Raw genomic sequence first — 13,761 nt, forward strand, 5'->3', positions numbered from 1 at the left:
CCTCCCTCGGGGAGCGCCCCGCCTCGACTCCGAGAGCGAGGACCAGCCGGAACGCCTCAGACGAAGACAGCGATCACGACGTTGACCAGCGTCAGTCCGCCGATCGCGTGCTTGACCGCAGGGGATACGGCGTCGCCTCTCTTCTTCGCGACGAGTGCGAGCACGGTGACGACCAGTGCGATGACGAGCTTGATCCCGATCTTGACCATCGACGGGTCTTTGCCGAGCGAGTCGACCGACTCCGCCAGACCGACCATGAGGACGCCGGTGACGAGCGCCGTCGCAGCACCGTGGAACGTCCCGCGATAGACCCCTGGCTGGCGGATCGTGGCGATGTACCCACCGAGCACGATGGCCCATCCCACGAGGTGGAGGACGAGAAGGAGGTTGTAGAGGAAGTCCATGCTCAGATCTTAATGACTCGTCGTCAGAAAATCACCTCTCGTAGTGGTCATGTGACGACGATCCGCGACCACGCGGTGGATCAGAGTGCGACTGGGACGCGACGAGCCTGACCACGCGATGTGTCCGTGCGGATTTCCATGCATCCCCTGAAACCACGTGGCGGATCCGTCCGCACACCCTCGTGACGGATCAGTCCGCACACCCTCGTGATGGATCAGTCCGCTTGCCCACGTGAAGACCGGCCCGCCTTGATCGAGCCACGGTTCTTCTTCGCGGTCAGTCTGCGCTCGACGGATCCACGCGTGGGTCTGGTCGCCCGACGCGACCGCGGCGGAGGCGCGAGGGCCTCGCGCACGGTCTGAGCCAGGCGATCTCGTGCAGTTGCCCGATTTCTCAGCTGAGCACGGTTCTCGGACGAGACGATGACGAGGGCCCCGTTCACCAGGGAACCCCGCAGCCGCGTCATGAGCCGTTCCTGCAGCGCCTGCGGCAACGCCTCGACCGCGGCAGAGGTCGCGGGCTCCCACAGGAGCTCGACACGGCTGTCTGCGGTGTTGACTCCCTGACCGCCGGGTCCCGAAGACCGCGAGAACCGCCACGAGAGCTCGCTCGCGGGGATGCTCAGTGCGTCGGTGACGCGGACGGGGGTATCCATGCCCCAAGCATGCCCGCACCACCCCGGGCTGACGCAAGGCGATACAACGTCCAGGGGAGAGAGCGTCAGATCACCTGCTCGTCAACGTCTCGACGTCTCAGCCACTCACCTGTGACCCGCGCCCGTCCACAGGCTCGACCTCTCAGCCACTCACCCGCGACGTGCGTACGCGTCCGCGAGCTCGACCTCAGACCGCCAACCGGCTCCGCAGCGTCTCGAGAGCGGCCTCGTAACGATCGACGACGATCTGCGCGACGAGAGGGTGCGCCCCGATGGGCTCGGCGACGATCTCCGCTCCAGCCTTCGCGAGCCGACGCTGGAAGAACCCCGGGGCGAGCAGGTACGAGGCGAGGACCACACGACCATGCTCCGGTCCCCCCAGAGACGCCCGAGCGAGGTCAGCGGCGACGTCGACGCGAGGCGCAGCCGCCGAGCAGTAACCGACAGTCACCGGACCGTCCCAGGCCGCGGCGACGTCGGCCGCGACGGCGTCCACGTCAAGGGTCGCGGCCGCGACGCTCGACCCCGCAGCTGCGACCACCACCGAGTCCCCTGCCAGCGCACCTGCCTCGTCGAGCCTGTCGACGAGGATCGTCGCGAGCCGAGGGTCTGGGCCGAGGGCACCGGCGGAGATGGTCGGTGAGCCCGCGGCGACCCGCGCCTCGACAGCCTGACGGATGTCGACGGTGACGTGGAACCCTCCGGACAGCAGGAGCGGAACGATGACCACCGGTCGTGACGGGGAGATCGACGCGACGACCTCGTCGACCTGCGGGTACTGGACGTCGACGTAGGTCTCGAGCACGTCAACGTCGGGGAGCAGCGTCCGGACCTGCCCCACGAGGTGTGCGATGACCGCCCGACCATAGGGGTCGTCGGTCCCGTGCGAGCAGGCGACGAGGACGGGTCGCGCGTCGTCAGGGTCCACCGGGAGTCCGTCGGCGAGGTCGGGTCCGTCGAGGTCTTCAGGTGGGGTGGCACGCGTCATCGGACCATCGTGCACGACGTGGCCCCCGTCGCGCACCTTGCGGAGCCACCCGGACCCGGCGGTCTCGCCGTCGGGAGCGGGACCTGCGACGCGGGACCGTCGAGCATGCCTCCCACACTCTTGGTCCATGCCGTCACGGAGGCCGACGGCAGCCCAACGGCACCACGGGAACTTCAGGGTCGCCGGTGCGAACCCCCGCCGGACCGGTCAGAGCAACCGTCGCGCGGCGGCCGGGCCAAGCAGGCCAGACGTCGCGCGAAGACCGGACCAGTCAGGCAGCAGACGCGCCGCAGCCCCCCCAACGCACCCAGAGCAGCAGGCACGACAGCCCCCGCACCGGTCAGAGCAGCCGCCGCGCTGCAGCCCACCGGGTCAGCTCGTGCCGCGACGACAGCTGCAGCTTGCGCAGCACTGCCGAGACATGGGTCTCGACAGTCTTGATGGAGATGAACAGCTCGCTCGCGACCTCACGGTAGGAGTACCCGCGGGCGATCAGGCGCATGACCTCCTGCTCACGGGCCGACAGCCTGTCGAGCTCGTCGTCAGCGACAGCGACGTCGGCTGCCTGCGTCCCGAAGGAGTCGAGGACGAAGCCCGCGAGGCGTGGTGAGAAGACGGCGTCCCCTCCGGAGACCCTGTCGATGGCGTCGCTCAGCTCCGGTCCGGAGATGGCCTTCGTCACGTAACCCCGCGCCCCGGCACGGATGACGGCAACCACGTCTTCTGCGGCGTCCGAGACAGACAGCGCGAGGAAGCGGGTCCCGGCGAGCAGGTCCGCGCAGCGTGTGATGACCTCGGCGCCGCCCCCACCCCCACCACCGGGCAGGTGGACGTCCAGCAGCACGACTGTCGGCATGGTCGCCCGGATCACCGCCACGGCCGCATCGACGTCCGCCGCCTCACCGACGACCTCGACGTGGGCGTCGAGGCTGGCACGCACACCCGCACGGAACATGTCGTGATCGTCGACGAGGACGGCTCGGGTCGGGTGGTCGGCGCTCATGTGCTGGTCTCCTGCGAGGTCGAGGGGGCTGACAAGGAGGCTGACGGGTCTACGGCCGGGTAGGTCGCCGGGGGCAACGGTGGGGCTCCAGCCGGAGGCGATGCTGAGCCCGCCGCCGGACGGGACGCCGGACCTCCAGCCTGGCGCGACACAGGGGTCGCGTCCGGACGCGATCCAGGGGTCGCCGCCTGAGGCGGAGGCTGGGCAGCCGCCGGGTGCGAGGCCTCGGCACTGTGCTCGACGAGCGGCACCTTCAGCCGGACCTCCGTGCCCCCACCAGGCCCCGAGCGCACGCTCGCCTGGCCGCCGCGCCTCTGCACCCGCCCGAGGATCGACTCCCGCACCCCGAACCTGTCGTGCGGGATCGCCTCGACATCAAACCCCTCCCCGCGGTCCCGGATGAACACCTCGGCCGCAGCCTCGCTCACCTCGAGATAGACGGAGACTGGCGGGCGTCCGTGCACGACAGCGTTGACGGTCGCCTCGCGTGCAGCCTGGAGCAGTGCCCTGGTCGCGTCGTTGGGCGGGCAGTCGCCGACCACCACGACGTCGACCGACACGGCCTCGTCGCCCCCCAGCCGCTCGCTCATGCGGTTCTCGACGTCGGCGACGAGACCCCGGAGGTCGGCGCCGAGAGATGTGCCCTCCGCCGGTCTGTCGTCGTACAACCACTCTCGGAGCTCGCGCTCCTGGTTGCGGGCGAGCCGGGTGACCTCACCGGGCCTGTCGGCGCTGCGCTGGATGAGTGCGAGCGTCTGCAGGACGGAGTCGTGCAGGTGGGCGGCGATGTCGGCACGCTCGTTGGCCCGCTCACGTGCCGCACGCTCCTCGCCGAGCTCACGCAGGAGTCGCAACCACCAGGGCGCGAGGACCAGGGCGGCTCCGGCGAGGACCGCGAGCGCAGCGACGACGGCAGGGAGCATCGCGCTCGACGGCATGTCCTGGCTGACCAGGGCCAGCACGCCGACGAGCGCCAGGACGAGTCCTCCCACCAGCCGCAGGACACCGTTGGGCGTCCGACCGCCGGCACGGCTCAGCAGGTCGCCACGCTGGCTGGCGTCGAGCTGGCTCCACGCCAGACCGGTGCCGCCGAGGGCGATGACGACGGGCAGCACCCACGACCACTCGATCGTCACGCCGAACCGGCTCGCGACGAGGGCGCTCGCGCCGGCGAGGAGCAGGGACCCCACGAGGATGTCGCGGACGGGGAGGCGGCTGAGCAACCGGCTCATCGGGCTCGCTGCGTCGAGGCCCGGAGCCTGGTCAGGGCGAGGAGCGAGACGCGCCAGTGCCGGGTCGCGCAGGTCTGCGGCGGCCCGGGCGGGGTCACCCACCGGGACCGTCGTCCAGAGGAACACGTAGGCGAAGATCCCCGCTCCCCCGACAAGGCTGAGCAGCAGCATGAGGATGCGGACGGTCTTGACGGGCACGTCGAGGTGCGCGGCGACACCGAGGCACACCCCGCCGAGGATCCGGCCCCCGCGCGGTCTGCGCAGCGGGAGCCGCGGGGCCGTCCTGGGCGGCACGCCGGTCTGGTCGGCAGGCGGCGCGGGAGCGCTCGTCGACGTCTCGGGTCCGGGATCGGTCACGGTGGGGGTCACCCTCTGATCGTGGCACGGTGCGCCGCCGACCGGCGCCTCGCGACCACTCTAGAGGGGAGGACAGGGGGAAAGATCAGGGCTGTGGACGACCTGGAGGCCACGATCCCCTGACCGGCCCCGACGAGGATCAGGGTCGGATCAGGGACACACCCGATGGTCGGCGGGGCGCTCGGCGGGCCAGGATCGAGGCATGAGCACATCAGACCCTTCAGACCAGGGGCCCCAGGCACCAGGTTCGCCGGCTGGACCGCCGGCGCCAGGCCCCGGAGGCCCGACGCCCACCCCCGGCCCGGGCACCGGTGGTCCGGCCCCGACCTCCGGTCCCGAGCCGACGCCCGGCTCGACCGACCACGTCGCGAGCTTCTTCGCCTCGGTCCGTCGCACCGGGCTGGTGCGCACGCCCGACCGCTGGATCGGTGGTGTCGCGTCAGGTCTCGCGCTGAGGCTCGGCATCGACGCCCTGCTGGTCCGGGCCGCCTTCGGGGTGCTCGCCCTCATCTCCGGCGCGGGCCTCGTCCTCTACGCACTCGCCTGGGCGCTGCTGCCCGAGCAGTCGGACGGGCGCATCCACCTCGAGGAGACGATCCGCGGTCGCTTCGACGCGGCGATCGCCGGAGCCGGGCTGCTGCTGGTCGTCGGCCTCAGCTGGGACCCGGGCCGCTTCGGCTGGTGGGGGCCCTGGGGCTTCGGCTGGCTCGACGACCTCTTCGGCATCGCCCTGGTGGCCTTCGTCGTCTCGGTCTTCGTCACCGCGCGGCGGCGCCGTCGCGACGGGGCTGCTGCTGGTGCCAGTGGTACCGGCACCCCGTGGTCGTCCCCCGGCACGCCGGGGTACGGATCACCTGCCGCTCCGCCCTACCCTGGCGCAGCTCCCGGTTCAGCGGGATCGCCCGGGTCAGCCACGGGCCCGTCCTGGCCGGGTGCGACCGACGCCACGACTGCCGGACCGGGATCGAGCACGACCACCTACACCGGACCCAGCCTGGACAAGCGTCCGACGGGCGCCGCCGCGCCGCCGCCTCGTAGCTCCTCCGGGCCTCTCCCAGGGTCCTACGGACCGCCCGCCGGGGCCACGGCTCCCTGGGGTCGGCCTGCCGCACCCGCTCCGTCTCCCACAGCCCCCACAGCTCCTACGGCTCCTGCGGCGCCTGCGGCGCCCACAGTCATCGGGTGGTCCTCGGAGCACAAGACCGAGAAGAAGGTCAGCGGCCCTGGTCGCGCGACAGTCGGCCTGGTCGCCGGCCTCGCCCTCCTGGCCTTCGCGGGTCTGCTCGTCGCGGACCGCTCGGAGTCCTTCGACGGGAACGTCGGAGTCACCACCTTCGGGGTGCTCGCGGTCCTGGCAGGGGTAGGCATCGCTGTCGCCGGTCTGCGTGGACGCCGGTCCGGGACCCTCGGGTTCTTCGCGATCGTGGCCATCGTCCTCGCGAGCCCCCTCGTCGCGCTCCAGGGCGTCGGCTCCGGCCTGGGTGCCGGCTTCGACGCCGGGTCGACGACCTTCATGGGTGACAGCACCTACCGCCCGACCTCGAGCGAGGTCGCCACCGACGGGTTTGCCGTCGGGCTCGGGTCGACGACGGTCGACCTCACAGGCATCGACCTGCCACGTGGCGAGACCGTCGAGGTCCCCGTCCACGTGGGTGCCGGGGACCTCACCGTCCTCGTCCCGGCAGACACTCCCGTCTCCGCGCAGGTCGACGTCGGCGCAGGCAGCATCGAGTGGCGCCTCGACGACGACTGGTCGACCGAGTCCGGCGTGGGACGGTCGACCAGCTTCGAGAACCAGGCAGTGCGCGACGGCGAGACCGCCCGCATCCACGTCACCGTCGCCGCAGGCGCAGGCAAGATCACGATCGAGGAGACCTCATGACCACCCCGTACCCGACCGAGGACGGCCCCGAACGGGACGCCGACACCGCAGGTGCCGCAAGCATCCAGCCCGATCACGCTGCGCATGACGACACGGCGGCCACAGCTTCCGGCGTCACTGGGCAGTCACCGGAGAGCACGGAGGCTGAGGGTGAGGCTGCGCCTGAGGCCGAGACCACGCCTGCACCTGCACCTGCACCTGCACCTGGCGAGGCTGTCACCGAGCACATAGCTGTCAGCGCCGCGCAGTCCCCGGGCTCTGAGACTGCGGAGACCATCAAGCTCGACGGCGTCGCCGTCACCGAGCGTCTCGGAGCCAGCAGCACGGCTCGGATCGAGACCCGAGACGTCCGCGAGACCGCAGAGCCCGGAGAGACTGGAGAGACCGGAGACATCCGCGAGTCTGGAGAGACCTGGGAGACCAAGGAGACCGAGGAGGCCGGAGGGACCCGGGAGACCGGAGACATCCGACAGGTCCGAGAGAAGACGAGGGTCGAGGCAGACGGTTCTGGGTACAGAGACCACGACAGAAGTGGTGCCCCACGCGCAGTGGAGCAGACCTCGGCTGCCCCGACAGTGTCGTACCCGCCCGTCCCCGACCAGGACGCGACTCCCGCCCCAGCCCCAGCGCCCGCCGCAGCCACAGGCTCAGCCACAGCCCCGAGCATCGCCAGCCCGGTCCACGACGCACCTCGACGTCGCGGGGCCCGCATGGGAACCGTCGTCTGGGGCATCTTGCTCGCCGCGATCGGTGCCGGCATCGTCGCGCGAGGGATCGGGGTCGACTTCGACGTCGAGCTCGCCCTGATCATCGTGCTCAGCGTCATGGGCGGCGCGCTGCTCGTCGGCTCGGTCGTCGCGGGCATCCGCAGGACCTGAGACGAGCACCGGACCGTCCGGGCCCGGACGAGCAGGACGGGGCACGGCACGGCGCCACGCGGACGGACCCGTCACAGACGCACGTCGCAGAGAGCCGTCACAGAGACTCGTCACAGACGCCCGTCATGGACGCACGTCAGAGGCGCCGTCACAGAGAAGAGGCGGGGCCCCTCAGGGTCCCGCCTCTTCTCTGCTCAGCGGACCTCAGACGTGTCGTCTGAGCTCAGCCCCGCCGGCCGACGTCACGCCTTGTCGTTCGTCCCGTCCGTCGGCTCGCCCGGAGCTGTCCGGTCGGCAGGCGGTGTCACCCGGTCGGCGGGCGACGCCCAGCCGCCGAGCCTGTCGTCCTTGGCCGGTCCGGCCGTCCCGGTCTCGCCGGAGGTGACGACCGGGGTCGTCCCCGTGGTGGGCCGCTCCCCGGCAGGGGCGGGCGACGGCGTCGCCGCGCGGTCGGAGCGGCTGACGCGCACCGGCTCCTGGGTAGCCGTCGTGGACGTCGTCGTGACGGGAGCAGCGGTCGCCGGGCTCGTCGTCTCGGGGACGACGGTGGTCGCGGCGTCCTTCTCGTGCTTGTCGTTCTTGTCGCGGGTGGAGCGTCGCGTCTGCACCTCGTCCGAGGACGCCTGGTGCGAGCCCACGGTCCGGCTGCCGCTCGACGTCTCGACGACGACGGGCGGACCGCCAGCCACCCTGCGCAGCGCCCAGCCGACGAGGATGAACAGCACACCGAGGCCCGCGACGAGCGCCGCGATGCCGAAGGACACCACAGACGTGAACAGCGAGGCCCGCAGGAACGACGCGTTCATCACCGTCTCGCGGCGCGGGTCGTCCTGCTCGAGCTGCGCGTAGGTCTGCCCGTCGGACATCTCGAGAGCGTGCTTGTTGATGACCTCAGCCTGCGCGAAGGCCGAGAACGGGTCGTTGACCTTCTTGCCGGCGAGGAACGACGCGTCCTCGGACACCACGATCCCCTCCTGCGACAGCTTGTCGGCGACCGCCCACCACGTGACTCCCCCGGCGACGATCATCAGGACACCAGCGATGATGCTGATGAGACCGACGACCCCGACCCCTCGACTCTGCCTGATCGTGACTGTGCTCGACATCAGAATCTCCCTCAAGATTGGCCCTGCAAGACTGCACTGCTGGGATCACCGTAACGAAGGTCGGGCCCCCACGCAGGGACGTCGGCCCGCCCGGGGGCGGCGCGTGACGCAGCCGCCCGACCCCCAGACGCACGACGGGCGGTGACGGGATGTCCCGTCACCGCCCGTCCGACGCTCTCGGCTACAGCCTGAGCGTCACTCCCACTCGATGGTGCCCGGCGGCTTCGAGGTGACGTCGAGGACCACGCGGTTGACCTCGCGCACCTCGTTCGTGATGCGGGTCGAGATGATCGACAGGACGTCGTAGGGCAGGCGTGTCCAGTCGGCCGTCATGGCGTCCTCGGACGACACGGGGCGCAGCACGATCGGGTGACCGTAGGTGCGGCCGTCGCCCTGCACACCGACAGAGCGGACGTCGGCGAGCAGCACGACGGGGCACTGCCAGATCTCGCGGTCGAGACCGGCCTTGCTGAGCTCTTCACGGGCGATCGCGTCGGCCGCACGGAGGATCTCGAGGCGCTCGGCGGTGACGTCACCGACGATGCGGATGCCCAGACCAGGTCCCGGGAAGGGCTGGCGCCAGACGATGACCTCGGGCACACCGAGCTCGAGGCCCACGGCGCGGACCTCGTCCTTGAACAGGGTGCGCAGCGGCTCGACGAGCGAGAACTGCAGGTCGTCGGGCAGCCCTCCCACGTTGTGGTGGCTCTTGATGTTGGCCGCACCCTCGCCGCCGCCGGACTCGACGACGTCAGGGTAGAGCGTGCCCTGCACGAGGAACTTGACCTCGGAGCCGGACTCGCCAGCCTCCTCGACGACCTCGCGCGCAGCGTCCTCGAAGACCCTGATGAACTCGCGGCCGATGATCTTGCGCTTGGTCTCGGGGTCGCTCACGCCGGCGAGCGCCGTGAGGAACCGCTCGCGTGCGTCGACGACCTTGAGCTGGACACCGGTGGACTCGACGAAGTCGACCTCGACCTGCTCGGCCTCGCCCTCGCGGAGCAGCCCGTGGTCGACGAACACGCAGGTGAGCTGCGACCCGACGGCCTTCTGCACGAGCGCCGCGGCGACCGAGGAGTCGACACCACCGGAGAGCCCGCAGATGACGCGCGCGTCACCGACCTGCTCGCGGATGATCGCGACCTGGTCGTCGATGACGTTAGCCGGAGTCCAGGTCGGCTCGAGGCCGGCGCCGACGTAGAGGAAGTTCTCGAGGGCCTGCTGGCCCAGCGGGGAGTGCTTGACCTCAGGGTGCCACTGCACGCCGTACAGACGGCGCTCGGTGTTCTCGAAGGCGGCGACGGGCGAGCCGGCCGAGGTCGCGAGGACCTCGAAGCCCTCGGGCGCCGAGTGGACGGCGTCGCCGTGGCTCATCCAGGTGGTCTGCTGCTCGGGCGAGCCGTGCAGCAGCGCGCCGGCCTGGCACACGTCGACAGCCGTGCCGCCGTACTCGGACACACCCGTCTGGGCGACCTCGCCGCCGAGGGCCTTGGCCATCGCCTGGAAGCCGTAGCAGATGCCGAAGACCGGGACCCCGGCCTCGAACAGCGCGGGGTCCACGAAGGGCGCGCCGTGGGCGTAGACCGACGAGGGCCCGCCCGAGAGGATGATCGCCGCGGGGTCCTTGGCGAGCATCTGCTCGACCGTCGCGGTGTGCGGGACGATCTCGGAGTAGACCTTGGCCTCACGGACGCGGCGGGCGATCAGCTGCGCGTACTGCGCACCGAAGTCGACGACCAGGACCGGGCGGGGCAGAGAGGTGGGGGTGTGCGTCACGCGAACCAGGATAGTCGTCCCGCAGTCCGGCTGGGGTCACCGTCCGCGGTACAGCACTGACCAGGCCAGCACTCAGACCGGGCTGGAGCTGCGTGCACGCCTGGCTCAGACCTGGGTGCTCAGACCTGAGTACCTCCGCGAGTGCAGACCCCACCGCAGGCGAGCCGGTGCCTGGCACCGCCACTCAGGGCCACAGCCTGTCGGTCGACCACTCCCCCGCGACGTCGCTCGGCCTGTACCTCAGCCGCACGTGAGCCCTGCTGTGGTCCGCCTGCCAGAACTCGACGGATGCGGGCCGCACCGACCACAGCGTCCACCCGGGCGACGCGTCGTCAGGGTGCGCAGCCGCCTCGACCTCAGCGGCGGCGAGCGCCTCGGCGAGGTCGTCGGACGGGGCCATCGCAGCGCTCTGCTCCCCCGCGAGGTACGCGGCGCGGGCCGCGGGCGGACGCGCGAGGAAGTCGGCGGCGGCCTCGTCGGCGGGACGACGCACGACGTCACCGACCACCCGGACCTGCCGCCCGACAGCAGGCCAGAAGAAGGTCAGCGCAGCGCGCGGGTTCTCGTCGAGGTCGCGGCCCTTGGGGCTCGTCGCCTGCCCGGCGAACACCCAGCCCTCGTCCGACACGTCCTTGAGGATGACGACACGGGCCGAGACCTCCCCCGAGGCCGCGGCCGTCGAGACCGTCACGGCGTGCGGGGCGAGCACCCCGGCCTCGACGGCGTGCTCGAGCCACTCGAGGAACAGCGCCTCGGGGACTGCGGGCGCGGAGGCGACGTCGAAGGTCGGGAGCTCTGCCCCGAAGCTGGGGAGGCCACGCAGGCGCTTACGGACAGCACCGGGGGCGACGGGTGAGGTGGTGGGGTGCGTCGGCACGACGGGACCTCCGGGAGACGTGAGGGCTGATGGAGAGGTGGGCGCGGCATCACCCGGACGATCGGTCATGACTCCTCTAGACCGCAGAGCGTCCGTGCTCCGCGCAGCGCGCGCTCGAGGGCTGTGTCGTCGCCGAGCGCCCGGGCCAGGACGTAGCCGCCCTGGACCGTCGCGACGACGGACATGGCGCGGTCGTGCGCCTCGGACTCGGAGAACCCCTGCTCCCACAGGGCGAGCGTCACGAGGTCGAGCAGACCCGTGAAGTACTCCTCGAGCGGTGCACGCAGCGTCGGGTCGGCCATGACGACGGGATCGCTGGTCATGCGCCCCACGGCGCAGCCTGCGAGCGCGTCGCGCGGCGCCCCGAGGTACGCGCGCAGCCGTCCGCTCGAGCTCCCGCCACCGGCGAGCGTCCCGCGGGCTGTGTCGAGGGACTCCTCGGTGGTGCGGACCAGAGCCGTGCGCGCGAGGTCCGTCTTGCTCGGGAAGTGGTGGTAGAGGCTGCCCTGCCCGACGCCGCTGCGCTCGAGGACCTGGCGCGGCGTGGTCGCGTCGACCCCTTGCTCCGCGTAGAGCTCCTGGGCTGCACGGACGAGCCGTTCGCGGGCCGTGAGGACGTCGGCGGCTGGCGCGGTCGTGGTCATGCCTGGACCGTAGCAGCCCTACCCGCAGGTATGCAGCGCGGGACAGAAAGCAACCTTGGTTGACAACCTGCCCACTAGCAACTTAGGTTGACGACATGCCGACCCCCGACGTCGCCGCCACAGCGGCTGACACCTCTGATCCCCGCGCAGGTCTGCGAGCCGTCGCGTCGCTGCGCGTCCTCGCCGACTCGCTCGAGCTGCGCCAGGTCGAGGCGGCCCTGCGCGCCGGGATGAGCTGGCAGGCCGTCGCAGACGCCCTCGGCGTCTCCCGGCAGGCCGTCCACAAGAAGTACTCGAAGCGCATCGACCCCACGATCCCGGTCCCCAGGAGGAACGCATGAGCAAGCTCAGCCGCGCTGCTGCGACGAGCCAGACCCTCTCCCTCGTCGCGATGGAGGAGGCCTCCAGGCTCGGCCTGCGGGAGGCCGACCTCGAGCACCTGCTGCTGGCCCTCGTGGTCAGCGACCAGCCTGCCGGTGTCGCGCTGCGCTCGACGGGCATCACGCTCGCCGACGCACGCACCGCCGTCGAGTCGCTCCACAGCGAGCAGCTCGCCTCGCTCGGTATCAGCACTGGGCTGCCCGACGCCGGACGCATCGTGTCCCACGAGACCGGCGGCTACGAGTGGACCCGGCGGGCGAGCGACATCATCGGGCGCGCGGCCGGGCGGGGACGCGCCGGTGACGCTGCCGCGGTCCTGCGCGAGCTGCTCGCCGAGCCCAGCGGGCTGGTCACCGACCTGCTCGAGCGCCTGGGGACCACACCGCAGCAGGTCCTCGCGGAGCTCGCCCGGGTCGAGGCCGAACCACGTCCCCGACAGGCGCGACCTCGGGCACGCGGTGTCGCGACGGGGGCGGTCGAGACCTTCGTCCCCGCCTCGGTCGACGAGGTCTGGGCGCTCGTGTCAGCCCCCGGGCGAGTCCCGGAGTGGTACCCGAGCATCGCCTCCGTCGAGACGGCCGGGCCCGGCGAGGAGACCACCTGGGCTGCCCGGACGAGCACCACCGACTCCTCGGGCAAGCCTCTGCGCGTCCGACCCGACCGCCTCCGGTGCCAGGTTGAGCTGGTCGACGTCACTCCTCCGACCCGGGTCCGGTGGCGGTTCGCCTACCCCGACGCGGCGGTGCGCCGACCAGTCGTGGTAGAGATCGCGCTCGCCCCGACCGCCGGCGGGACACAGGTCTCGGTCGTCCAGACGTGGGTGCGCTCGACAGGGTGGCGGGCCGTGGTGGCCGCCCCGCTACGGCCGCTCCAGCGGGCGCTGCTCTGGCTCGCCGCGTCCCAGACGGGCCACGCGATCAGCCGTGCCTTCCGCCAGCCGCACCTCCCGGCAGACCGGGACAGCGCGAGCTACCCGCAGGAGTAGCCGCCAGCGGCCAGCCCAGCCTGCTGCTCGAAGTAGTTCCCGCAGGGGTCGACGCCCTCGGCCAGGTACATCAGTGAGAAGTCTGGGCCGAAGAGTCGCCACTGGCGCACGTGCTCCGACTCGTGAGCCACGAGGTCCGCCCCGAGGTCTCGCTGCCCGTCGGGGCTGAGGAAGGTGTCTCCGTAGGTCGTCCCACCACGCTGGACCAAGAACGACCGCACGTCGAAGCAGACCCACAGCCCGGCCTGCCGCTCGCAGGTCGCGTCAGCCTCGACAGCACGGTCCCTGTGGCCGGCGCCCTGGGTCGTCGCGAGGAGAGACCGGCCGAGAGAGCACGCGACGCCCGAGGCGGGCGTGGTCGGGCAGAGCCTGTCCGCGTAGGGACCGGAGGAGTAGTCGACGGTCTGGGCGTCCGCCACGGGAAGGCTCGTGAGGCTCGTGAGGCTCGTGACGAGCTGGTCCGGCGGGGAGACGGCTGCCGCAGGGCCTGCGCCGAGGAGGGCGCACACCAGGACCGCTGCGCACAGCACCCCTGCGACGGCGCGCGGAGCCCGGGCCCCCGGGGCCGTGCGCCGGTCAGCCCTCACCTGCG

The 13,761-nt window shown here is 71.6% G+C and carries 14 protein-coding genes; 4 read left to right on the plus strand and 10 right to left on the minus strand.

Annotated features, from left to right (window positions below):
- Window positions 1–56 precede the first annotated feature (56 nt).
- From SANBI_RS13965 to SANBI_RS13985, 5 genes are all read right to left on the minus strand, one after another.
- The gene (locus SANBI_RS13965; RefSeq protein ID WP_319156058.1) at window positions 57–404 is read right to left on the minus strand and encodes a hypothetical protein; all 348 of its coding nucleotides are present in this window, start codon (window positions 402–404) and stop codon (window positions 57–59) included.
- 215 nt (window positions 405–619) lie between these two features.
- A complete protein-coding gene (arfB, locus tag SANBI_RS13970) occupies window positions 620–1,060 on the minus strand; it encodes an alternative ribosome rescue aminoacyl-tRNA hydrolase ArfB (RefSeq protein WP_319156060.1) in 441 nt (146 codons plus the stop codon).
- A 187-nt stretch (window positions 1,061–1,247) separates the two neighbouring features.
- Window positions 1,248–2,048 (minus strand): sirohydrochlorin chelatase, encoded by an 801-nt coding sequence (locus SANBI_RS13975; RefSeq protein WP_319156062.1) that lies wholly within the window; start codon window positions 2,046–2,048, stop codon window positions 1,248–1,250.
- Between the two features lie 340 nt (window positions 2,049–2,388).
- Entirely contained in the window at window positions 2,389–3,051 is a 663-nt protein-coding gene (locus SANBI_RS13980; RefSeq protein WP_319156064.1) for a response regulator transcription factor, read from the minus strand.
- Window positions 3,048–4,652, minus strand: a complete 1,605-nt coding sequence (locus SANBI_RS13985) for an ATP-binding protein (protein ID WP_319156066.1) — start codon at window positions 4,650–4,652, stop codon at window positions 3,048–3,050. The genes SANBI_RS13980 and SANBI_RS13985 overlap by 4 nt, the downstream gene beginning before the upstream one ends.
- Before the next feature lie 190 nt (window positions 4,653–4,842).
- On the opposite strand from SANBI_RS13985, the gene SANBI_RS13990 reads away from it, so the two are divergent.
- Window positions 4,843–6,522 (plus strand): PspC domain-containing protein, encoded by a 1,680-nt coding sequence (locus SANBI_RS13990; RefSeq protein WP_319156068.1) that lies wholly within the window; start codon window positions 4,843–4,845, stop codon window positions 6,520–6,522.
- Window positions 6,519–7,400 (plus strand): hypothetical protein, encoded by an 882-nt coding sequence (locus SANBI_RS13995; RefSeq protein WP_319156070.1) that lies wholly within the window; start codon window positions 6,519–6,521, stop codon window positions 7,398–7,400. The genes SANBI_RS13990 and SANBI_RS13995 overlap by 4 nt, the downstream gene beginning before the upstream one ends.
- A 242-nt stretch (window positions 7,401–7,642) precedes the next feature.
- Here the strand turns inward: SANBI_RS13995 and SANBI_RS14000 are convergent, their stop codons facing one another.
- From SANBI_RS14000 to SANBI_RS14015, 4 genes are all read right to left on the minus strand, one after another.
- Window positions 7,643–8,506, minus strand: a complete 864-nt coding sequence (locus tag SANBI_RS14000) for a hypothetical protein (protein ID WP_319156072.1) — start codon at window positions 8,504–8,506, stop codon at window positions 7,643–7,645.
- 195 nt (window positions 8,507–8,701) lie between these two features.
- A complete protein-coding gene (guaA, locus tag SANBI_RS14005; RefSeq protein ID WP_056128894.1) occupies window positions 8,702–10,282 on the minus strand; it encodes a glutamine-hydrolyzing GMP synthase in 1,581 nt (526 codons plus the stop codon).
- A 184-nt stretch (window positions 10,283–10,466) separates the two neighbouring features.
- Window positions 10,467–11,228 carry a pyridoxine/pyridoxamine 5'-phosphate oxidase gene (locus tag SANBI_RS14010; protein ID WP_319156075.1) on the minus strand — a complete coding sequence of 254 codons (762 nt, stop codon included), beginning with the start codon at window positions 11,226–11,228 and terminating at the stop codon, window positions 10,467–10,469.
- A complete protein-coding gene (locus tag SANBI_RS14015) occupies window positions 11,225–11,803 on the minus strand; it encodes a TetR/AcrR family transcriptional regulator (protein ID WP_319156077.1) in 579 nt (192 codons plus the stop codon). Before SANBI_RS14015 ends, SANBI_RS14010 begins: the two co-directional genes overlap by 4 nt.
- Before the next feature lie 95 nt (window positions 11,804–11,898).
- On the opposite strand from SANBI_RS14015, the gene SANBI_RS14020 reads away from it, so the two are divergent.
- Both SANBI_RS14020 and SANBI_RS14025 read left to right on the plus strand, forming a co-directional pair.
- Entirely contained in the window at window positions 11,899–12,144 is a 246-nt protein-coding gene (locus tag SANBI_RS14020) for a hypothetical protein (RefSeq protein WP_056128885.1), read from the plus strand.
- Window positions 12,141–13,169, plus strand: coding sequence for an SRPBCC family protein (locus SANBI_RS14025; RefSeq protein WP_319156080.1), 1,029 nt, complete (start codon window positions 12,141–12,143; stop codon window positions 13,167–13,169). Before SANBI_RS14020 ends, SANBI_RS14025 begins: the two co-directional genes overlap by 4 nt.
- Here SANBI_RS14025 and SANBI_RS14030 read toward each other — a convergent pair.
- Complete coding sequence (locus SANBI_RS14030) at window positions 13,154–13,756, minus strand: hypothetical protein (RefSeq protein ID WP_319156082.1); 603 nt, start codon at window positions 13,754–13,756, stop codon at window positions 13,154–13,156. The genes SANBI_RS14025 and SANBI_RS14030 overlap by 16 nt on opposite strands.
- Window positions 13,757–13,761 lie beyond the last annotated feature (5 nt).

The sequence above is a fragment of the Sanguibacter biliveldensis genome (genome assembly GCF_033798665.1).
GTDB classification, from domain to species: domain Bacteria; phylum Actinomycetota; class Actinomycetes; order Actinomycetales; family Cellulomonadaceae; genus Sanguibacter; species Sanguibacter inulinus.